This is a genomic window from Streptomyces sp. NPDC040610 (genome assembly GCF_055594065.1).
This window is the reverse complement of sequence record NZ_JBVIXA010000002.1, coordinates 248,329-268,531: the sequence shown is the minus strand read 5'-3', so window position 1 is coordinate 268,531 and position 20,203 is coordinate 248,329. Positions and strand designations below refer to the sequence as shown.

At 72.0% G+C, this 20,203-nt stretch carries 19 protein-coding genes; 7 read left to right on the top strand and 12 right to left on the bottom strand.

The genetic code is table 11. The annotated features are described in order from the left end of the window. Window positions 1-245: 245 nt before the first annotated feature. From ACZ6AA_RS08140 to ACZ6AA_RS08125, 4 genes are all read right to left on the bottom strand, one after another. Entirely contained in the window at window positions 246-569 is a 324-nt protein-coding gene (locus ACZ6AA_RS08140; RefSeq protein ID WP_468457638.1) for a DUF6191 domain-containing protein, read from the bottom strand. A 95-nt stretch (window positions 570-664) separates the two neighbouring features. Continuing rightward, complete coding sequence (locus ACZ6AA_RS08135; protein WP_468457640.1) at window positions 665-1,582, bottom strand: glutaminase; 918 nt, start codon at window positions 1,580-1,582, stop codon at window positions 665-667. A gap of 164 nt (window positions 1,583-1,746) precedes the next feature. After that, window positions 1,747-2,316, bottom strand: coding sequence for a hypothetical protein (locus ACZ6AA_RS08130; RefSeq protein WP_468482467.1), 570 nt, complete (start codon window positions 2,314-2,316; stop codon window positions 1,747-1,749). Between the two features lie 150 nt (window positions 2,317-2,466). After that, on the bottom strand, window positions 2,467-3,492 hold the full coding sequence (locus tag ACZ6AA_RS08125; RefSeq protein WP_471456898.1) for a Leu/Phe/Val dehydrogenase: 1,026 nt from the start codon (window positions 3,490-3,492) through the stop codon (window positions 2,467-2,469). Between the two features lie 362 nt (window positions 3,493-3,854). On the opposite strand from ACZ6AA_RS08125, the gene ACZ6AA_RS08120 reads away from it, so the two are divergent. The 6 genes from ACZ6AA_RS08120 (at window position 3,855) to ACZ6AA_RS08095 (ending at window position 9,532) form a co-directional block, all read left to right on the top strand. Beyond that, on the top strand, window positions 3,855-4,388 hold the full coding sequence (locus ACZ6AA_RS08120; protein ID WP_468457646.1) for a hypothetical protein: 534 nt from the start codon (window positions 3,855-3,857) through the stop codon (window positions 4,386-4,388). Window positions 4,389-4,572: 184 nt separating this feature from the next. Next, the gene (locus ACZ6AA_RS08115) at window positions 4,573-5,580 is read left to right on the top strand and encodes a D-alanyl-D-alanine carboxypeptidase family protein (RefSeq protein ID WP_468482465.1); all 1,008 of its coding nucleotides are present in this window, start codon (window positions 4,573-4,575) and stop codon (window positions 5,578-5,580) included. 59 nt (window positions 5,581-5,639) lie between these two features. Next, window positions 5,640-6,593 (top strand): endonuclease/exonuclease/phosphatase family protein, encoded by a 954-nt coding sequence (locus ACZ6AA_RS08110; RefSeq protein WP_471457836.1) that lies wholly within the window; start codon window positions 5,640-5,642, stop codon window positions 6,591-6,593. A 71-nt stretch (window positions 6,594-6,664) separates the two neighbouring features. Further along, window positions 6,665-7,417 carry a two-component system response regulator CseB gene (gene cseB / locus ACZ6AA_RS08105; protein WP_471456896.1) on the top strand — a complete coding sequence of 251 codons (753 nt, stop codon included), beginning with the start codon at window positions 6,665-6,667 and terminating at the stop codon, window positions 7,415-7,417. Between the two features lies 1 nt (window position 7,418). Next, window positions 7,419-8,714 carry a sensor histidine kinase gene (locus ACZ6AA_RS08100; protein ID WP_471456894.1) on the top strand — a complete coding sequence of 432 codons (1,296 nt, stop codon included), beginning with the start codon at window positions 7,419-7,421 and terminating at the stop codon, window positions 8,712-8,714. A gap of 122 nt (window positions 8,715-8,836) precedes the next feature. After that, window positions 8,837-9,532, top strand: coding sequence for an alpha/beta hydrolase (locus ACZ6AA_RS08095; protein WP_471456892.1), 696 nt, complete (start codon window positions 8,837-8,839; stop codon window positions 9,530-9,532). Window positions 9,533-9,547: 15 nt separating this feature from the next. Here the strand turns inward: ACZ6AA_RS08095 and ACZ6AA_RS08090 are convergent, their stop codons facing one another. The 7 genes from ACZ6AA_RS08090 to ACZ6AA_RS08060 form a co-directional block, all read right to left on the bottom strand. Further along, the gene (locus tag ACZ6AA_RS08090; RefSeq protein WP_471456890.1) at window positions 9,548-11,083 is read right to left on the bottom strand and encodes a carotenoid oxygenase family protein; all 1,536 of its coding nucleotides are present in this window, start codon (window positions 11,081-11,083) and stop codon (window positions 9,548-9,550) included. 205 nt (window positions 11,084-11,288) lie between these two features. Then, window positions 11,289-12,791: an amino acid permease gene (locus ACZ6AA_RS08085; protein WP_471456888.1), complete on the bottom strand. Its 1,503-nt coding sequence runs from the start codon at window positions 12,789-12,791 to the stop codon at window positions 11,289-11,291. A gap of 55 nt (window positions 12,792-12,846) precedes the next feature. After that, the gene (locus ACZ6AA_RS08080) at window positions 12,847-13,809 is read right to left on the bottom strand and encodes a hypothetical protein (RefSeq protein WP_471456886.1); all 963 of its coding nucleotides are present in this window, start codon (window positions 13,807-13,809) and stop codon (window positions 12,847-12,849) included. 308 nt (window positions 13,810-14,117) lie between these two features. Then, window positions 14,118-15,530 carry a helix-turn-helix domain-containing protein gene (locus tag ACZ6AA_RS08075; RefSeq protein WP_471456884.1) on the bottom strand — a complete coding sequence of 471 codons (1,413 nt, stop codon included), beginning with the start codon at window positions 15,528-15,530 and terminating at the stop codon, window positions 14,118-14,120. Between the two features lie 128 nt (window positions 15,531-15,658). Next, window positions 15,659-16,549 carry an endonuclease/exonuclease/phosphatase family protein gene (locus tag ACZ6AA_RS08070; protein WP_468457664.1) on the bottom strand — a complete coding sequence of 297 codons (891 nt, stop codon included), beginning with the start codon at window positions 16,547-16,549 and terminating at the stop codon, window positions 15,659-15,661. 182 nt (window positions 16,550-16,731) lie between these two features. Further along, window positions 16,732-17,163 carry a hypothetical protein gene (locus ACZ6AA_RS08065; protein WP_468457666.1) on the bottom strand — a complete coding sequence of 144 codons (432 nt, stop codon included), beginning with the start codon at window positions 17,161-17,163 and terminating at the stop codon, window positions 16,732-16,734. Between the two features lie 178 nt (window positions 17,164-17,341). Continuing rightward, a complete protein-coding gene (locus ACZ6AA_RS08060; RefSeq protein ID WP_471456882.1) occupies window positions 17,342-18,079 on the bottom strand; it encodes a TetR/AcrR family transcriptional regulator in 738 nt (245 codons plus the stop codon). An 89-nt stretch (window positions 18,080-18,168) separates the two neighbouring features. Here ACZ6AA_RS08060 and ACZ6AA_RS08055 point away from each other — a divergent pair, with 89 nt between their 5' ends. Continuing rightward, entirely contained in the window at window positions 18,169-19,830 is a 1,662-nt protein-coding gene (locus ACZ6AA_RS08055; protein WP_468482457.1) for an MFS transporter, read from the top strand. Between the two features lie 121 nt (window positions 19,831-19,951). On the opposite strand, the gene ACZ6AA_RS08050 is transcribed toward ACZ6AA_RS08055, so the two are convergent. Next, window positions 19,952-20,182, bottom strand: a complete 231-nt coding sequence (locus tag ACZ6AA_RS08050; protein ID WP_190118824.1) for an acyl carrier protein — start codon at window positions 20,180-20,182, stop codon at window positions 19,952-19,954. Window positions 20,183-20,203: the final 21 nt, after the last annotated feature.

The window sequence follows — 20,203 nt, the reverse complement described above, 5'->3', positions numbered from 1 at the left end:
CATTGCCCGTACGCCGGGCCGCCAGCGTAGGCGCGCGACCGCCCCCGTCGAAGGGGGTCGCGGCACAGCTACGCCAGAAGACTCAAACGCGCTTCCGGCGAACGCAGGGGGAGGGCTACGTGTACCCGCCCCGGGCCGGACCGATCAGTACACGATGGACACGATCTGACAGTCCGCCGTGGCCAGTTGGGGGTCTCCGTCGGCCAGGGCCGGGTCCAGCCGGACGCCCTACCACCGGACTTCCCCTACCGGTCGGCCCGCGGCGGTACGCGGACGACCGCGACCCTGCCCTCCAGGTCCACCGTCGTCCGGTTCGGCGGCGCCCCGTCCTGCTCGTCGTCGCGCATCACAAGCGCCGACTGGCGTTCCTTGAGTTCGTTCTGCTTGCCGGGGGAGAAGCTGGCGTGGAGCTGTTCGAAGCCGGTCGACGATATCTGGCCCTGGCGGGCGCTGGTGCGCCAGGGCAGCAGTCCGGCGCGGCCCGCGCGGAGGAACAGCTGGTCGGTGAAGGCGATGACGGTCAGCAGGATGACCAGTCCGGGCAGGGTCATCAAGACGGCGAATCCCATGAGGCCCAGTATTGGGGCCCCGGGGCGTGGGCCGGAACCTTCAGGGGCCGAGGGGCCGACGGATTGAGGACGGAGCGCTCCGGGAGCCTGGTGCCTCAGAACACGGACAGGCCCGTGAGCGTGGTGAAGCGGTCCAGTGCGGCCACCCCCGCCACGGAGTTGCCGCGCTGGTCGAGGCCCGGACTCCAGACGCAGACGGTGCAGCGGCCGGGGACGACCGCGATGATGCCGCCGCCGACGCCGCTCTTGCCGGGCAGGCCCACGCGGTGGGCGAAGTCGCCCGCGGCGTCGTAGGTGCCGCAGGTCAGCATGACCGCGTTGACCTGCTTGGCCTGGCTGCGGGTAAGGAGCGTGGAGCCGTCGGACCGTATGCCGTGGCGGGCGAGGAAACCGGCGGCCAGGGCCAGGTCGGCGCAGGACGCCTCGATGGAGCACTGGCGGAAGTACTGATCGAGGAGCGTGGGCACCGGATTGGTGATGTTGCCGTACGACGCCATGAAGTGGGCGAGGGCGGCGTTGCGGTCGCCGTGCGCGGTCTCGGAGGCGAGCACCGCCTCGTCGAAGTCGAGGCGGTCGTTGCCGGACTCGGCGCGCAGGAACGCGCGGAGCGCCCCGGCCGCGTCGCCGGTGCGGGCGTGCAGGCGGTCGGTGACGACGAGCGCGCCCGCGTTGATGAACGGATTGCGGGGGATGCCGTTCTCGTACTCCAACTGCACCAGGGAGTTGAACGGGTTGCCGGAAGGCTCCCGGCCGACGTGCTCCCACAGCAGGTCGCCGTCCAGCGAGAGGTCGAGGGCCAGGGTGAAGGCCTTGGTGATGGACTGGGTGGAGAAGGGCCGCTGCCAGTCGCCGACGCCGTACACCGTGCCGTCGAGCTCGGCGACGGCCATCCCGAAGTGCCGCGGGTCGGCCGAGGCGAGCGCCGGGATGTAGTCGGCGGGGCGGCCACGCCCCGGCAGGGCCTGGATCTCGGTGGCGATGCGGTCCAGGACCGCCTTGAGGGACGGGGGCACGGGCACTTGCTCCGGTTTCGCGCGGTATACGGGGGTGTCCGCAGTACCTTAAGGCAGACGGGCGGCGCGGATGATGCGGGCCCGGGGTGACGTCGCGGGGATGCCCCGCCGCCCAAGGGGGCGGCGGGGCATCCCCGCGGGAATCCGCTGACTGCTTCCCTCTCCTACTTGTGGTCCACGAACCACTTCGTGCAGCCCTTGCCCCCGGAGACCGGGAAGACGCAGCTGCGCACGGCGTAGGACTTGTCTCCCCCGATCTGCAGCTTCACGGCCTTCGTCACCATCCAGTCGCGCACGTTCGCGTCGAACCAGTTCGCCTTCTTGGTGCAGCTCTTGTAGCCGCCCTTCTTCTCCTTGATGTACTTCGTCGAAGGGTGCTGCACATGGTTCTTCATCTTGAACGGCTTGATGCTGCGCTGCACCTGGACCTTGTCGCCCTTCACGATGTCCTCGGCGTAGGCGCGGGCCTTCTCGTCGCGGATGCTCTCCGTGTCGATGCTGGTGAAGCGCCCCTTGTACGTGCGGTGTCCGCTGTCCCGGTAGATCCCGACGCCCGGACCCGAGCAGAATGCCCTGGCCTCCTGGGAGTCGGACTTCCCCGTGGCGGTGCGGGCCTCCCCGGTCCCGATCCCGGTCCCGGTGTCGGCGGCGGCCGGAAGGCCGGTCGCCCCGAGAGCGCCCGCCGCGAGCAGCAGCGAGGCGACGCCGATGGTGGCCGTGCGGTTCTTGGTCATGAGATCTCCCCGTGGTCGTCTCCTGTTCCGGGCCACCATGTTGGTGGCCTCCACCCGACCGACTCCAGGTGTTTCGGGGCTCCCCGAAACACGGTGAACCGCTCCTACGGTGAATCGCTCCTCAGGTGAGCCGCTCCCTGGCAGGGCGCGTCAGCGCGAGCGGAGCCGCGCCCTGGCCAGCGTCAGCGCGGCCTCCGTCGGGGGCACACCGGAGCGACGCGCGTGCTCGATGACCGTGGCCAGGCGCTCGCCGACCTGACGGACCCGCTGCTCGGTCCGGGCGTCGTCATGCCCGCGGAGCCGTTCCTCCAGGAAGATCAGGCCGCCCGCGTTCACGCAGAAGTCCGGCGCGTAGAGGATGCCGCGGGCCTCCAGCGCGGCGGCGTGCTCCGGCGCGGCGAGCACGTTGTTCGCGCCACCGGCGATGATCCGGCAGCGCAGCTCCGGCAGCGTACGGTCGTCGACGACGCCCCCGAGGGCACAGGGGGCGAGAACGTCGCAGGCGGTGACCGCCGCGGTCGCTGGGTCGACGACGCGCGCACCCACGCTCCGGGCGACGGCGTCCGCGCGTCGGGCGTCGATGTCGGACACCAGCAGCTCCGCGCCCTCCGCCGCCAGGAGACGGGCCAGGGCGGCACCCACGTTGCCCGCGCCCTGCACGCACACCCGCACGCCCCGCGGACTCCCGTCGCTGCCGGTGGCGCGCAGACACGCCCGTATCCCTTCGAGGACGCCGAGCGCCGTCATGGGGGAGGGGTCGCCGTCGGCGCAGACCGGCGAGGCCTCGGCGCCGATCACCTTCAGGTCGGCCTGCGTGGTGCCGACGTCGTTGACGGGGATGAAGTGCCCGCCGAGGGTGGCGACGAAGCGGCCGTGGGCGCGCAGCAGCGCCTCGGTCTTTTCGCGCGCCGGGTCGCCGAGGACGACGCTCCAGCCGCCACCGAGATCGAGCCCCGCGGCCGCGGCCTTGAACGTCATGGCCCGGGCGAGGCGCAGGCCGTCTTCGAGGGCGGCGTTCTCGTCCTCGTACGCGTGCATGCGGACGCCGCCGAGCGCGGGGCCGAGGGTGGTGTCGTGGAGGACGACGAGCGAGCGCAGCCCGGTCCGGGCGTCCTGATGGAAGTGTGCCTGCTCGAAGCCGCCGGACCGGAGCCGGGCGAAGATCGTGGAGGTCATCCGGCCATCGTGACAGCGGCCACTGACATCTGGAGGCCACCCTGGTCTGCTCCAGCACCCCGCACACGAAGGTCGTCGGCGCGTGGTGATCGGGAGCGGCAAGTTCGGTGAGCAGCAGGCGCCCGCGGTCGCGTTCGTCCCGTACGGCAGGCCCTGAGGGCCTGTCCTCGAACGAAGCTCCGGTGGCCGCGGGGGTCGCGCGTGACGGCGGTGACAAGTGGGAAGGCTGGCTGCCGAACACCGAACCCAGGCACGCCGGGACACGGGGGCACATCATGGCGGCGACAACGGCACGCGGACAGCGGGCGCGGCTCTCGCAGCGACGGGCGGCTCGATCGACGACCCGGCGGGCTACTCGCGGGGTGCGTCGACGGGCGACCCGCTGGGCCGCGGGCCTCGTGCTCGCCGCCCTGGTGCCCCTGGCAGTAGTCGGCTGCGGTGACTCGGACGACGCCGACGACAAGTCCTCCTCCCACCGGGGGACCTCGAAGTCCCCGTCCACGCAGGCATCCGCCGGGAAGCGCACGGCGAAGCCGTCCGTGTCGGCTGCCGACGGGCATGACGTCGGGGCCTGCGCGGACGGCGACTGCGAGATCGCGGTGTCCGAGAAGGTGACCTTCCGCTTCAAGGGCCCGCGAGGTACGGCGACCCTGACCGTGACCGAGGTCGGCCCGAACAAGGTCGCGTACACGGTGAAGTCGGGCAGCGGCCGGGCCAAGGGCGGCGCGACCGGCCCCGGCCAAGGCTGCGTCACGGTCCTCCGCGCCAACGGCAGCGGCAACTCCTGCGGCGGGCTCGGCGACGCCACCCGGCCGAGCCCCCAGCCCGACGCCGTGGTCATCCAGGCGGCGACCGGCGAGGGCGGGACGGCGACCCTCCACATCGTCTCCCGCTGACACCGTTCCGGACCCGAGCACCGCCCTCCCTCCGGCCCGCCCGCTGCTCCCCACCGATACCTGGCTGACACAGAACCGCGCGCCGGTGGATGCACGGCCCTGACCGGCTGGACGCGGTCCTCCCCAAGGCTGGGGGCGTTCGCGGGAGAGCCCGCGGACGTCGGGCGTGGAGAGGTGGTCGTCGGTGAGGGTGCGTCGGGTACGAGTGGCCGGTGCGGGCGGGGTGCTGCGGCGGTGGCCGCACCGGGGCAGGGCGCTGTGCGCGGCCGCCGCCGTGCTGGTCGCCGCCGGAGCGGGCGGCTGGCTGGTTCTTCCCGGGGGCGAGGACAGTGGGGAGGGCGAGGGCGGCCGGGGCCTCGGCTCCGTCGGGTCCCTGGGGCTGCCGTGGCCCGACGAGGGCCAGACGAGCATCGAGGTGCGGGGCGTCGGCAGCCTCGGCAGCAGGGGCGGCCGGGAGCCGGTGCCGATCGCGAGCGTCACGAAGGTGATGACCGCGTACGTGCTCCTCAAGGAACACCCCCTGGACGCGGGGGAGAAGGGACCACGGATCACCGTCGACGCGGCCGCCGCGCAGGAGTCGCACTCGCTCAGCGAATCCACCGTGCGACTCCGCGAGGGCCGCCGCCACACCCAGCGCGAACTCCTGGAACTCCTCCTGCTCCCCTCCGGCAACAACGTCGCCCGGCTGCTGGCCCGTTGGGACGCCGGGAGCCAGAAGGCGTTCGTCGCGAAGATGAACCGCGCCGCCGAAGAACTCGGCATGACCCGCACGACGTACACCGGAGCGAGCGGCTTCGAGCCCAGCACCAAGAGCACTGCCGACGACCAGCTGAAGCTCGCCCGGCAGGCCATGAGACAGCCCGCGCTCCGCGAGATGGTGGCCCTGCGCGACACGACGGTCCCCGGCGTGCCCGGCACCGTCACCAACACCAACCGGCTCCTGGAGAAGCCCGGAGTCATCGGCCTGAAGACCGGGTCGAGCACACCCGCGGGCGGCAACCTCATGTGGGCCGCCGAGGCGAAGTCCGGCGGCAAGCGGTACCTCGTCCTCGGAGTCGTCCTCGGACAGCGCGCCGACACCACCCCCACCGAAGGGCTCGCGGCGGCCATCGACAGGAGCGGCGCGCTGATCGACGCCGTACAGCGGAACCTTCCCCTCGCCCTGGACGCGGACAAGCCGGTGCGCTCATGACATCGCTGCACGAACGACTGCCGGAACGCGCGGTCGGCACGGACGGGCCCGCGCCCGCGATGGCCGGGGATCCCGGGGAGGGCCGCACCGGCGGCGGCCCCTGGCGCCGCGGCCGACTCATCGCCGCGGCCGCCGTGCTCCTCGCACTGATCATGTTCGGCCACACCTGGGCGCCCCACCGGTTCGGCAACCCCGGGGGCCTCCTGGAGACCTTCCTGCCCTGGCTGGGCGCCGCCGTCCCCCTGCTCCTGGTGCTCGCCGCCGTGCGCCGCTCCGCGACCGCCGCTCTCGCCGTGCTGGTCCCGGCCGTGGTCTGGTGCTCCCTGTTCGGCGGCATGGTCATGGACAAGCGCTCCGGCGGCGGCGACGTCACCGTGGTCAGCCACAACGTCCACGACCGCAACCCCGACCCCGACGGCACCGCCCGCGCGCTCGTGGCCTCCGGCGCGGACCTGGTCGCCCTCGAGGAACTGTCCCCGGCCACGGCACCGGAGTACGGGCGGGTACTGGACGGCCGCTACCCGTACCACGCGGTGCAGGGCACGGTCGGGCTGTGGAGCAAGTACCCCCTGCGGAACGTGGAGCCGATCCCGATCATGCCGTGGACCCGCGCGCTGCGGGCCACCGTCGAGACCCCCAAGGGCCCGCTCGCCGTGTACACCGCGCACCTCGCGTCGGTGCGCGTGCACCCGGGCGGCGGCTTCGCCACGGCCACGCGCGACGAGGCCGCCGGGAAGCTCGCCGCCGTCGTACGCGCCGAGCCGCTGCCGCGCGTCGTGGTGGTCGGCGACCTCAACGGCACGACCGACGACACGGCCCTGCGCCCGCTGACCGGACAGCTGCGGTCGGCGCAGGAGGAGGCGGGCGCCGGGTTCGGGTTCACCTGGCCCGCGTCGTTCCCGGTGGCCCGGATCGACCAGATCCTCGTCAAGGGCGTCACCCCGGCCTCGTCCTGGACCCTGCCGCGCACCGGCAGCGACCACCTGCCCGTCGCGGCGGCCCTGACCCTGTGACCACGGCGAAAGCGGATACCGTCGTGATCAGCGGGCCCGGCCCCCGCACGAGACGACCCCCAGGTGACGAGATGCCACAGCCCCACAACGAACCGGCGGAACACCCCGCACCCCATGCGGGCGGCCCCGCCGCCCCCGTGCGCGTCCTGCTGATCGAGGACGACGACACGATCCGCAAGTCCGTGGGCATGGCCCTGGAGCGCTACGGCTACGAGGTGGCGGCGGCCCCCGACGGGCTGACGGGCCTGGAGATGTTCCGGGACGGCAGGCACGACCTGCTCCTGGTCGACGTCATGCTGCCCCACCTCGACGGCATCGGCCTCTCCTACCGGGTCCGCGAGACGAGCCAGGCCCCCATCCTGATGATGTCCGCGCGCGGCGACGCACTGGACGTCGTCGCGGGCCTGGAGGCGGGCGCCGACGACTACATCGTCAAACCCGTCGACACCACGGTCCTGGTCGCCCGCATCCGCACCCTGCTGCGCCGCGCCACCTTCACCGCACCCGCCACGGCCGACACCCCGGCGCCCGACGGCGGCGGCCCGCTCACCTTCCGGAACCTCACCGTCGACACCCGCGGCCTCGAAGTCCGCACGGACGGCCGCCTCCTGGCGCTCACCCCCACCGAACTGCGCCTGCTCCTGGAGTTCGTGGCCGCTCCCGGCATCGTCCTGGAGCGGCAGACCCTGCTGCGCAAGGTGTGGGACTACGGCTGGGAGGGCGACAGCCGGGTCGTCGACCTGACCGTGCAGCGGCTGCGCAAGAAGATCGGCGCCGACCACATCGAGACGGTGCGCGGTTTCGGCTACAAGTTCCGGCGCTGACATGCGACGCGCCGTTCAGTTCCTGCGCCGCCTCACCGACCTCCGCTCCCTGCGCTGGAAGATCGCCGCAGGCGTCGCCGCCGCGGCCTGCGCGATGGCCGTGGGCATCGGCGTCCTGGTGCACCAGACGACCGAGACGCGCTCCATGAGCATCGGGCACGGCACCGCGCTGCGCGAACTGGAGGTCGCCGAGTTCGAGTTCCGCGACGGCAGGTCCGCGAGCCGGAACCCCTCGGAGCCGCCCGGCTACGCCATCGGCGACGAGGTGCCCGACGAGCTGCGGCGCCGGCTCGCCTCCGACCCCGGCCCCCTCACCTGGTACGACACAAGCAAGCCGCTCCAGGGCCCGTTCATGTGGGCGGCGAGCCGCGTCGACGGAACCGACCTGGCCGTCCGGACGGACATGGGCGCCGAGAAGCGCAGCCTGCAGGCGCTCGACCGGCACATCCGGTACGCGGCCATCGCCACCCTCGCCGTCGTCGTGCCCCTGACCCTGCTCGCCGCCGAGCTGGTGCTGCGGCGCCTGCGCCGGGTCGCGGGTACGGCCCGGCGCATCCGGAACGGTGCCCTGGACGCGCGCACCGCGAGCCGCGGCCACGACGAGATCAGCGAGATCTCCTCGGCCGTCGACCACATGGCGGACGCCCTCCAGGAGCGCCTGCGGGGCGAGCAGCGCTTCACCGCCGACGTCGCCCACGAACTGCGCACCCCGCTCGCGGGCCTCGTCACCTCCGCCTCCCTCCTGCCGGAGAGCGAGGCCACCGACCTCGTCCAGGACCGGGTGCGGGTGCTGCGGGCGCTGGTGGACGACCTCCTTGAGATCTCCCGCCTCGACGCGGGCGCAGAGCGGGCCGACGCGCAGCCGGTGCCGCTCGGCGAGGTGGTCACGGAGTCCGTGCGGCGCACCGGCCTCGACACCCGGGTCACCGTCGTCGGGGACCCGGTCGTCGAGACCGACCCGCGCCGCGTCGACCGCATCGTCACCAACATGGTCCTCAACGCCCACCGCCACGGCGGCCCGCCGGTGGAGGTCACCGTCGCCGCCACCGCCGACGCCGCCACCGCCGACGCCGCCACCGTCGTCGTGCGCGACCACGGCCCCGGTTTCCCCGCCGACCTCCTCGCCCACGGCCCCCAGCGCTTCCGCACCGGCGCCGCCGAACGCGGTCACGGCCACGGCCTGGGGCTGACCATCGTCCTGGGTCAGGCCCACGTCATCGGCGCCCACGTCACGCTCGCGAACGCCGACCCCCGCGGCGCCGTCGCCACCCTGAGCTTTCCGCTCCGGCCCACCTGATCCGAGCGCGGGCCCGGCGTACCGGGTGAGCGGTGGCGGCGCCTAGAGGGCCCGATTAGCGTGGGCCGAGGCCCTCGGGGAGACCGGCCGCACCGCGCCCCGTTGAAGGACGGTAGGAGATCATGGCGGACAAGCCCTCGATTGTTCTGGTGCACGGATTCTGGGGCGGCGCCGCCCACTGGTCCAAGGTCATCGTCGAACTGCACAAGCGCGGCTTCACCGATCTGCACGCGGTGGAGAACCCGCTGACCTCGCTGGCCGACGACGCCGAGCGCACCCGCAAGATGGTCCGGCAGCTGCCGGGTCCTGTCCTGCTCGTCGGCCACTCCTACGGCGGCGCCGTCATCACCGAGGCGGGCGACCTGCCCCAGGTCAGCGGTCTCGTCTACGTCGCCGCGTTCGCGCCCGACGCGGGGGAGAGCCCCGGACAGATCACCCAGGAGATGCCGCCCGAGGCGGTCGACAACATCGCCCCGGACTCCGACGGCTACCTGTGGATCAAGCAGGACACGTTCCACGAGAGCTTCTGCCAGGACCTGCCCGTCGACGAGGCGCTGGTCATGGCCGTCACGCAGAAGGCACCGCTGGGCTCCACGTTCGGCGACACCGTGACCGCCCCGGCCTGGCGTACCAAGCCCTCCTGGTACCAGGTCTCCGCCCAGGACCGCATGATCCACCCCGACAACGAACGCCGCATGGCCGCGCGCATGAACCCGCGCGCGACCGTCGAACTCGACTGCGGCCACGCCTCCCTTGCCTCCCGGCCGGACCCGGTCGTCGACCTGATCGCGCAGGCGGCCGAGGACCTGCACGGCTGAGGGACCCCGGCGCGGCTACGCCGCCACCCAGCTCCCGTGGAAGCCGAGCGGCACCCGCCCCGGCAGCTGGACGCGGGCCAGCGGGCGGCCCGTGAAGTCCTGGGCCGAGAGGATCACCAGGTCGGTCGCGCCCCGGTCGGGATCGTTGACGTACGACACGATGTAGCCGTCGTCCTCGTCCCGCGCGCCGCGCCGGGGCACGAACACGGGCTCGCTCGCCGCCGCGCCCTTCGGGAAGCGGTGCACCTGCCGCGTACCGCGCAGCATGTCGTGCTTCACCAGGCAGTTGGTGAACTTGGTGTCCGGCGGAACCCCGTCGACCGTCTCGTACGCCGTCCACATGGCGGCCGCGCTCGCCGTGTACCCGTAGCGGTGCCGGTGCGCGATCAGGGACTCGTTGACGCGGGGGAACTCCTGCGGGCGGTCGTCGACGCGGGAGCTGCGGACCCGGCCCGCGCGCAGGTCCACCGTCCAGCGGTCGAGGGCCGGGGACCCGGTCGCCGAGGGCCCGCCGTTGCCGCGCCCCGCGGCGTAGAACGGGGCGGGCATGGAGGTGAAGTCGACGATCACCGAGTCGCCCTGGTCGTAGGCGTTCAGGGTGTGCGAGTAGTACACCGGGTCGACCTCGAACCAGCGCGCGGAGCCGCCCGCGCGCGGCAGCACGCCCACCCGCATCGGGCGCTCGTCGTTCCAGATGTACGGCACCAGCGCGCCCGCCTCCGCGGCTGCCGCGTCGAACGTGATCGGCACGTCCACGATCACCACGTACTTCTCGGTGAGCGCGAAGTCGTGCATCATCGGCGCGTCCGGCACCGGGACCCTGGTGGTCCGCGCGACGCGTCCGGTCCGGTCGATCATGATATGCCGCACATGGTCCCAGGTCGGGTAGTACGCCACCGCGTGCAACTCGTCGGCGGCCGCGTCGTACTTGGTGTGCGCGGTGAACGCGCCCTTGAGCGTGGACCGGAAGTCGTACGGGCGCAGGGTGTTCAGCTCGCCGTCCAGCTCGTACGGCAGCGGTCCGCCCTCCTGGAGTGCGAGGACACGCCCCTTGTACGGGATCACGTGCGTGTTGCAGGCGAAGTCGTCCGGCGGCACCTCACCCGGGTATTTCTCGCCCAGCTTCTTCGCCACCCGCGAGGAGCGCACCCACCGGTTCCGGTACCACTCCGCGCGCCCGCCGCGCAGCCGCACCCCGTGCACCATGCCGTCGCCGAGCATCCAGTGGTGCGCCCGCGGGTCCTCGATGCCGAGCGCGTTCGGCCCGGTGCGCAGGAACCGGCCGTCCAGGTCGCGCGGCACCCGCCCGACGACCTTCAGGTCGAACGCGGTCAGTTCGTCGGTGACGGGGGCGAAGGCGCCCTCCAGGAACGGATTAGCCCCGGCCGCCGCGGCCTTGCCGGTTCCCGTGGGGCCCGGACCCGGCGTCGCGGCCCGCGCGGTCGGTGCGTACCCACCGAGTCCGAGGCCCCCCGCCGCTCCGGCCGCCGCCGCGAACGTCGCACCCTGGAGGATCCTTCGCCGTGTGTGGCCGGGCGTCTGACTGGTCATCGTGCAACCCCGTTCGTGTCGGGACCCCGGCGCCCGCGCCGGGGTCGTCGCTGGTGACACGGAGAATCCTGCTCCGGTACGGGACGCGGGTCAGGAGGCCTGGGGCCCGAACGGGGGTGGTGTCAGGGCCACCCCTGGCACCGGGCCCGGCCCCCACCGTCGGCGGACGAAGCGGCGGCTCGCGTCATCGCTGCGCGCCGTGGCGTTAGGGGACGGAGGCGCCGGAGTCGTCGCGGGGACGGTCCGGGTTCAGGAACCAGTGGCGGGCCGAGACCAGCCACCAGGTGCCGCAGAAGGCGACGACCACGCCGACCGCGACGGGCGCGTAGTTGAACGTGTCCCTGGTGACGGGCGAGCTCTGCGGCAGCATGAACAGGACCGTGATGACCGCGACCCAGCCGATGGCGATGGTGCCGACGATGGTGGACCAGGAGCCGAGGTGCCACGGTCCGCGTTCGAAGCGGTCGCCCTGGCGCAGGCGGAGGTAGGTGGGGATGACGTAGGCGATGTAGAGGCCGATGGTGGCGATGGAGGTGACGGCCGCGTACGCGGTGTTGTTCCACAGGTAGGGCAGGCCGAGGGCGAAGGCGCCGCCGGTGGCGAGCCAGACGGCGTTGGTGGGGGTGCGGGTGGTGGGGTTGAGCTTGTGCCAGGTGCGGGAGAAGGGCAGTGCGCCGTCGCGGGAGAAGGCGTAGATCATGCGGGAGTTGGCCGTCACGGAGGCCATGCCGCAGAAGAGCTGGGCGACGATGATGACGAGCAGCATCCACTTGCTCGCCGTCGTGCCGAGCGCGTCCATGAGGATCTGTGCCGGGGGCACCCCGGTGTCCGATTCCAGGGCGCCGGAGTACGACTGGATGGCGAAGGTGAAGCCGAAGAGGAGGACGAACCCGGCCACGAGGGAGACGATGATCGAGCGGACGATGCCCTTGGGTCCTGCGGTGGCGGCGTCGATGGTCTCCTCGGTCATGTGCGCGGAGGCGTCGTAGCCGGTGAACGTGTACTGGGCCATGAGCAGGCCGATCGCCACGACGTAGATGCTGGACGAGAAGCCGGTGTTGTTGACGAACTCGCCCAGGACGAAGCTGGTCGACCGGTGGTCGTCGGGGACGATCGCCAGGGCGCCGCAGATCACGACGACTCCGAGGACGTGCCACCAGATCGACACCTCGTTGAGGAAGGCGACGATGCGCACGCCGAAGGTGTTGAGGGCCCCGTGCAGGGCGAGGACGCAGCCGAACAGGACGATCGTGTGCTCCGGCGTGGCCTCGAAGCCGAACTGCAGGTCGAGCAGCGCGTTCAGGAACGTCGCCGCGCCGAAGTCGATGCCCGCGGTCACGGCGATCTGGCCGAGGGTGTTGAACCAGCCGGTGAACCACGCCCAGGCCGCCCGCGAGCGTTCCGGGGCCATCCGGTGGGCCCAGAAGTACAGCCCCGCACTGGTCGGGTACGAGGAGCACACCTCCGCCATGGCCAGGCCCACGAAGAGCGTCATGACGCCGACGAACAGCCAGCCCCACATGATGACGGCCGGGCCGCCGGTGTTCATGCCGTAGCCGTACAGGGTCATGCAGCCCGACAGGATGGAGATGATCGTGAAGCTGACGCCGAAGTTGGCGCGGCCCGACATGGAGCGGGACAGGGTCTGCTGGTAGCCGAGCTGCTTCAGGCGCTCCTCGTCGGAGACACGGGATACATCAAGAGGCACGGTTCTTCTGTCCTTGGTCTGTGAAGGGGGAGGGGGAGGTGTGGAGCGGGTGGGGCTAGCGGCGGCGGATGCGCGGTGGGTCGTAGGCCCAGGCGCGGTGGCGCCGGAACAACTCGGTGGCGGGGCCGCAGTAGGACCACGGCACGGTCGTGGCGTACGGGCCGATCGCGTCGAAGACCTCGGACGCCTCGCTGTGGCGGTTCGCGAACGACAGGGCGTGGGCGAGGTAGTTGGCGTCGTCGGCGAAGCAGGCGTGCGGGCGGGGCGCGCGATGGCGCCACCAGCGGTCCAGGACCAGGTCGGTCGTCGGACACTCCACCCAGGGGTGGATCGTCAGCCCGTACCCGTCCTGGTCCCGCTCCTGCCGCGACCGGTGCACCTCGGCGAGCACCACCAGGGGCAGGACCGCGAGGGGCAGCCCCGGCGGGGCGACGGCGGCCTGCTCCTCGGCCCACCACATGGCCTCGCCCTGCTCGCCGTGGTTGCGGGCGAAGAGGTACGTCACCACCTCGTGGTGGGCCTCGCGGTTCCAGGGGTCGCGCTGCTTGATCTCGTCCCACACCTGCCGCAGCGTGTAGCGGTCGGGGGCGTGGGTGCGCAGCAGCGCGAGCATGACGAGCAGCGGCGCCACGTCCTCGGGCCAGACGCGCTGCACGGCGGCGCAGGTGTGCCAGGCGTCCTCCATCAGCGTCCGGCCCTCGTCGCGGCCGGCGATCATCGCGCGCAGGGCCTGCACATTGGCGAGCAGGGCCAGGGCGTGCGGGGAGCGGGGCTCCGCCTCGGCCCAGGTGTCGGCGAACCGCAGCCGCGCGCCCGCCTCGGCGAGGACCTGGAGCTGGAAGACCCTGCGGTCCCAGTTCGCGCCGGTGGCCGTGAGCAGGTCGCGCGGGCCTTCCCAGCGGCCCATCGAGGCGTCTTCGAGCACCTGGCGCAGGGCCGTGTCGTCGCGCGCCGGATGCGTGTCGAGTGCCTGTCGGGCGGCGTTCCTTCTCGCACTCAGGCGACGCCCGGGTGTCATGCGTGCCGTGTGTGGCGGTCGTTGGCGTTCATAGGCAGGTTCTTCGCACCCCAAGCTCGGTCAGGAAGCTCTGTCGTGGTGATGCCGTGCCGTGCGATGCCCGGGCGCGGTGGTGCTCCGACGTGTGGTGCTGAGTCGGGCTCGGCGGTACGCCGCGCAGGTCACGCGCGGGACGCCCGGAGCTTCCCGGAACGACGCGGTCCTACTGTGGTCAGCGGGTCCGGTGCCCGACAGTGTTTCTCCGTTGCGCAACAGGGGGCGGCGATGGAAAGGGCCGGGGCCGGGCACCCTTCATGGGCCGGGCACGCTCAGGCGCGCCGCACACCGACCTCGTGGGGGTCGACCCGCGCACGGTCGGGATCGTGCGGCGGTGCCGAGCCCCGCGCCGTGCGCGCGTACCAGCCGATGAGCCGCAGCACCGCCTCCTGGCAGGCGGTCACCGGCTCCTCCTCGGCGGCGCGCTCGGCGGCGTAGTCGCGCAGCAGGTCGTGGCGGCGGTAGCGGTCGGGGCCGGTCTCCTCCAGGAGGTGCACGGCGACAAGGACCTCCAGGAGGCGCCGGGTGTGCCCGAGGGGCCGGTCGACGAGGGCGGCCGCGGCGGCGGCGCTGATCGTCGCTCCGGGGAACAGGCCGAGGAAGCGGAACGTCCGGGCGGCCTCGGCGTCCAGGGCGCGGTACGAGCAGGACAGGGCGGCGCGCACCGCCAGATGCGGGTCGTCGATGTCGGTCAGGACGTTCAACCGGTGCCGCCGGTCGGCGAGTTCGGCGACGGCGTCGGCGATGGACCGGTGCGGGAACGTGGCGAGGCGCTCGGCGGCGATGCGCAGGGCCAGCGGCAGGTGCGCGCAGCGCCGCGCCAGGACCGCCGTCGCCGTCGGTTCCGCCGCGACCCGCTCCGGACCGGCGACGGCGCTCAGCAGGTCGGCGGACTCCGCCTGGTCCATCGGCCGCACCGAGAGCCGGTGGGCGCCCGCCTTGACCGCGAGCCCGGTCAGCCGGCGTCTGCTGGTGACGAGGGCGACGCAGCCGCGCGCGCCGACGAGCAGCGGTTCGACGTGCCGGGAGCCCGCGGCGTTGTCCAGGATCACGAGGATGGGGCGCCGCACCGCGACGCTGCGGAAGACCGCGGCCCGCTCGGCCTCGTCCGCCGGGATGGCGGCGGCGGGAAGGCCGAAAGCGGTCAGGAACTGTTCGAGTACGTCGGCTGCGGCGAGCGGCCGCGCTTCGGGGGAGTTGCCCTGGAGGTCGGTGAACAGCACGCCCCCGGGAAACCGGTCGGCGATCTCGTACGCCCACCGGAGCGCCACCGTGCTCTTGCCCACGCCCGCCGGTCCGTCGAGGGCGACCGTCAGTACGCTCTCCCTCCGATTTGCATCCGCGAGGAGGACGTCCAGCTCCCGGAGGAGGGCCTGACGGCCCACGAAGGCGGACGCTCCCGGCGGCAGCTGCACGGGCCTGAGCAGCCCGACGGTGCCGCCCCGCTCGGCCCGGGCGAGCGCGATCAGCTCGCCGTCGAGCGCGAGCAGTTCGTCGCAGGCGCGGGCCAACTCGTCCGTGGGGATGGCCCGCCCGTTCTCCACGCGGCTGATCCAGCCGGGGCTGTAGTGCAGGAGCCGTGCCATCTGCCGCAGCGACATACCCCGACTTTCCCGCCGTTGTCGCAGCACCGCCCCTAACCGGGGCTGCCCTCCCCGCCCGGTGATGATGCCGTCCCCCCGCATGCGTCCTCCCAGACTCGCCTCGGGTCGGTCAGATCATGTGCACAGGCGAACGATACGGAGTCTCGCGCCCGCTGGGGAGTTGGCGGAGGGCGGCAATGCGAGAACCCGCTCCGTGTCTACTTCCGCGTCTACTCGAGATCCACGTCGGCGTGCACCGGGTGGTGGTCCGAGTACGCACTGGGATGCACGCCCTGTTCGAGCGGGGCGATGTTCCGCAGGAAGACGTAGTCGAACTTGAGCTGCCAGTCGGTGGTCGGCTCGCACGTGCCTGCCCCGGTGGGCGAGGGACGGCACTGCGGGTCCGCGTCGGTGGCCACCGACCACATCCGGGTGAGCTCGGCCGCCTCCGGCACGGCGTTGAAGTCGCCGAGGACGATCGCGCGGTCGTGCCGGGCGACGGCCGCGGCGAGCACGTCGACCTGGTCCGCCCGGAACTCCTCCTGACGCCGCTGGGCGAGGTGGGTGTTGAAGACCCGGACGGACCGGCCGCCCACCCTCGTGGTGACGGCCATGTATCCGCGGTCCTCGGAGCCGCCGTCGGGGTACTCCACGTTCACGCGGTCCTTCATCGGCGCCGCCGAGAGGATCGCCTGGCCGAAGCCCCCGGGACTCCACGGCCAGCCGCCGCACCGGCTCCGGTTGCGCAGCACCGACCCGTACTCGACGTGGTACACCAGCCCGTGCAGATGCTCCAGATAGTCCCGGATCCTCTCGACGTCCCGCACACACGCTTCCTGCATCCCGATGACCTGGGGCGCGTACGTGGCGATCTCCGCCGCCCGGCCGACGTTGTTCTCGTCGCCGCAGGGGTTGCAGATGTTCCACGTCATGACCCGGTTCGCTACGACGTCCTTGACCGGCTCGACCGGCGGTGTCCCGGCGAAGTGGGCACCGCTCGGGGTACTGGGGCCGATGAGCACCAGACAGGCCAGCGTCATGGCGCCCGCGAGCAACCGCGTGACCCTTGCGAGCACCGTCGCCTCCTCAGCGTGGACACACGTCGCATCCGACGTCCGCACGCATGAGGTTATGGGACGGGGGGATCAGCGACGCACGCGGTGCCCCCGGCACGCCGACACCGGCCCCGAGGCCGTGGCCTGCGCCGGTCAGCACGCAGCCCCGGGCGTGGGGCCGCTCCGGGGCTGTGCGTGGGGACTGGCTGACCGTCAGACGGTGGGTCCTGCGGTGGGCGGGTGCGGTGTCACCGGCCGGAGGCCCAGCGCTCGTGGGCGGACGGTTCGCGGCCGAGGAGGGCCATCGATCTGGTCTGTGCCGTCGAGCGGGGCACGCCCATCGCCTTGGCCAGACCGCCGTAGGAACCGCCGAGTTCGCGGTAGCGACGGACGGCTGCGTCCCTGACGCCCTCCAGGGCCGGGATGAGCCGCTGGTCCAGGGCGCGGACGAGGGAGTGCAGACGGTTCAGATCGTCCTCGGGCACGCGGTCGCGGCCGTCCCGCTCCAGGGTGCGCAGCAGCAGCAACGCCCACTCCAGGGTGTGGGTGAACTCCCCGACCTGGTCGGCGCCGCCGGGCAGCTCGGGGGCCTCGTGCGGGCAGGCCATGATGATGTCGGGGATGCGCTGTTCGTCCTCGTACGGCTCTCGAAACTGGGCACGCACGACCACATCACTCATGGGACTTCCCCTTTGGGGTTCCGTATACGGCGCGTGTCGCTGACTGCTGGCACCCTGGGCAAGGGTCAGCAGCTGCTGGCATCCCGGGAGCGTGCCAGATGTACCGGGCAATGAGGCAGCGATTTACGGTTCCTTAACGCCACCTGGACGGGACGGGCGTGCGGTGTGTTCGTGCGGGTCATGAGTTCATCGACCGTATTTGGTCCATTCCCGACACCATGCACTCCAGGCCGTCACGGAAGCGCTGGCCCGTGCTGCTGGAGGCGCTGCGCTTGACGTAGTCGGCGAGGGATTCCGGATGGTCCTGTGTGGCCGTGCTGAGGTACGGCCCGAGGCGGCTCGCCCACTCCTCCTCGCTCTCGGCGCTCTGCCGGGCCATGGCCTGCCAGGACGCCTCGGAGAGTGCCGCGCCCACGGTGTAGTAGTAGATCGCGGAGAGCGCGGAGTCCAGCTGGCGGGGCGAGAACCGGGCCTGTTCCAGGATCTCGATGATGGCGCTGGTGTGGGCCAGGGCCCGGGGTCCCACCGGGGGATGACCGCCCATCAGCTCGATCATCCAGGAGTGCTCGAGGAGCACGTCGAACAGGTCCGTCGCGCAGGTCTGGATGTCGGTGCGCCAGTTCCCCGAGCCGGACGGCGTGGGCGGGTCGGGAAAGACGGCGTCGATGGCCAGTTCCAGCAGGTCGTCCTTGGTCGGCACATGCCAGTAGAGCGACATCGGTGCCGAGTTCAGTGAGTCGGCGAGCTGTCGCATGCGGAGGTTGCGCACGCCCCCTTCGTCCAGGAGCTGCACCGCCGCCCGCACGATCTGCTCCCGGCTCAGCGGCTGTTTGGCCGGTCGCTGTTTCAGCTCGCGCAACCAGATCGAGCCAGGTGGGCCGTTCGGTGTCGTGTCTCGTCCAGAAGTTTCAGTCACGTCTCTATGCTAACGCAGACTCGTACGACGTACGATAGATGGTATGCCGTACGGGGACACAGTTGACGGAATCCCGAAGGAGGCCGGCCATGGATGGCTTGGTGGACGACAGGCAAGGCGGGGGCAAGGGAGGGGGCGGCGAAGTCCCCGGGGCGAAAAACCGGTGGGCGGTGCTCGCGGTCCTCTCGCTGAGCCTGCTGGTCGTCGCCCTTGACCTGACCGTGCTGAACGTGGCGCTGCCCACGCTCAGCACCGAACTCGAGCCGTCGTCGGTGCAGTTGCTCTGGATCGTCGACGTCTACTCGCTCGTCGTGGCCGGGCTGTTGATCAGCTGCGGCACCCTCGGCGACCGCCTCGGCCGCAAGCGGTTCCTGTGCCTCGGCTTCATCGTCTTCGGCACCGCCTCGGCTGGCGCGGCCTGGGCGAACGGGCCCGAGATGCTGATCGCGGCCCGCGCGCTGCTCGGCATCGGCGCCGCGATCATCATGCCGTCGACGCTGTCGATCATTCGCAATGTCTTCACAGATCGCAAAGAGCGCACGGTGGCGCTGGCCGTGTGGGCCACCATGTCCGCGGCCGGTGCCGCGGTCGGACCCGTGGTCGGCGGTGTCATGATCGAGCACTTCTGGTGGGGCTCGGTCTTCCTGATCAATGTCCCGATCATGGTCTTCGCGCTGTTCGCCGCGGTGACCCTGGTGCCGGAGTCCCGGCACCCCAACCCCCCGCGCTGGGACACCGTCGGCGCGGTGCTCTCCGTCACCGGCCTGATCTCGCTGGTGTACGCCATCCAGCACGGCGGCGCGGAGGGCCTGGAGGCCCAGACGATCATCACGGGCGTCCTCGGCCTCGCGCTGCTCACCGCCCTGGTGCTGCGGGTCCTTCGGGTGCCCGACCCGCTCTTCGACCCGGCGCTGTTCCGCAACCGGGCGTTCTCCGTGGCGGTCGTGAGCGTGGTCCTCGCCATGTTCGGCATGGGCGGGCTGATGCTCCTGCTCACGCAGCACTGGCAGTTCATCGGCGGCGCCTCGCCGATGGAGTCGGGCCTCAGGCTGCTGCCGCTGCTGCTCGCCACCATGATCGGGGCCCCGATCATGTCGATCATCGTGCCGAGGTACGGCACGCGGTACGCGATGATGATCGGGATGGGGCTGATCGGCGGGGCGTTCTTCGTCCTGATGAACGTCAAGCCCGACACCGAGTACTGGGTCTTCGCCATCGCCCTCGCGGGCATCGGCGCCGGGGCGGGCTGCGCCATGACGGCCGCGTCGGACGCCATCATGTCGACGGCCGAGGCGGACACCGCGGGCGGCGCCGCGGGCATCGAGGAGACCTCCTACGAACTCGGCAACGGGCTCAGCGTGGCGATCATGGGCAGTGTTGCGTCCGCCCTGTTCCGCAGGGAGATGGACACCCCCGTCCCGGGCGTGGACGAGAAGTCCATGGACGCGGCGCGGGAGGGCATCGCCGACGCCGTCGGGGTCGCCGAAGCGCTGCCGGGCTCCGCGGGGGACGCGTTGGAGCAGCAGGCCGACAACGCGTTCGCGGACGCGTTCGGGTTCACGTCGCTGTGCACCGGCATCCTGCTCGTCCTGGTGGCGATCGCCGTGTTCCTGTTCATCCCGCGGTCGGCGGGGCGGCTCACCCCGGCGGACAAGGGCGCCGACGGCGGCCCTGAGGGAAGCGTCGACCTGGTGAAGCAGGCACCGGGGGAGTCCATGGAGAACAGGACCGAGTCCGCGGACCGGTCCTGACCGCGGGCGCTCCGCGCGTCGCACGTCGAGACAGCCGGGGCCCGTCATGGGCCCCGGCTGTCCGGCGCTGGTGTTCACGCCCGTGCGCGCGGCTCTCTCCATGGGCCGGCGCACGACCGCGTCAGGACGCGCGCTTGCGGCGCTCGACGAGTTCCAGGATCTTGTCGAGCCGCTCCAGCTCCACCACCTCGTCGTCGGTGATCTCCACGCCGAGGCCCTTCTCCAGGGCGAGGGCGAACTCGACCGAGGCCAGTGAGTCCAGGCCCAGGTCCTCCAGCGTGGACTCCGGGGCGATCTGATCCTCGGAGATGTCGAATTCCTTGGTGAGCAGGGACTTGACCGTTTCGTACACCGTTTCCTCCCGGGAGCGCAG

What these genes read in the sequence shown, in the direction of transcription:
- ACZ6AA_RS08125 (WP_471456898.1), bottom strand. Translation starts at nt 3,492, where the DNA reads ATGACCTCCACGATCTTCGCCCGGCTCCGGTCCGGCGGCTTCGAGCAG.
- ACZ6AA_RS08140 (WP_468457638.1), bottom strand. Translation starts at nt 569, where the DNA reads ATGGGATTCGCCGTCTTGATGACCCTGCCCGGACTGGTCATCCTGCTG.
- ACZ6AA_RS08055 (WP_468482457.1), top strand. Translation starts at nt 18,169, where the DNA reads ATGGATGGCTTGGTGGACGACAGGCAAGGCGGGGGCAAGGGAGGGGGC.
- ACZ6AA_RS08100 (WP_471456894.1), top strand. Translation starts at nt 7,419, where the DNA reads ATGCGACGCGCCGTTCAGTTCCTGCGCCGCCTCACCGACCTCCGCTCC.
- ACZ6AA_RS08090 (WP_471456890.1), bottom strand. Translation starts at nt 11,083, where the DNA reads ATGACCAGTCAGACGCCCGGCCACACACGGCGAAGGATCCTCCAGGGT.
- ACZ6AA_RS08075 (WP_471456884.1), bottom strand. Translation starts at nt 15,530, where the DNA reads ATGCGGGGGGACGGCATCATCACCGGGCGGGGAGGGCAGCCCCGGTTA.
- ACZ6AA_RS08080 (WP_471456886.1), bottom strand. Translation starts at nt 13,809, where the DNA reads ATGACACCCGGGCGTCGCCTGAGTGCGAGAAGGAACGCCGCCCGACAG.
- ACZ6AA_RS08065 (WP_468457666.1), bottom strand. Translation starts at nt 17,163, where the DNA reads ATGAGTGATGTGGTCGTGCGTGCCCAGTTTCGAGAGCCGTACGAGGAC.
- ACZ6AA_RS08095 (WP_471456892.1), top strand. Translation starts at nt 8,837, where the DNA reads ATGGCGGACAAGCCCTCGATTGTTCTGGTGCACGGATTCTGGGGCGGC.
- ACZ6AA_RS08130 (WP_468482467.1), bottom strand. Translation starts at nt 2,316, where the DNA reads ATGACCAAGAACCGCACGGCCACCATCGGCGTCGCCTCGCTGCTGCTC.
- cseB (WP_471456896.1), top strand. Translation starts at nt 6,665, where the DNA reads ATGCCACAGCCCCACAACGAACCGGCGGAACACCCCGCACCCCATGCG.
- ACZ6AA_RS08110 (WP_471457836.1), top strand. Translation starts at nt 5,640, where the DNA reads ATGGCCGGGGATCCCGGGGAGGGCCGCACCGGCGGCGGCCCCTGGCGC.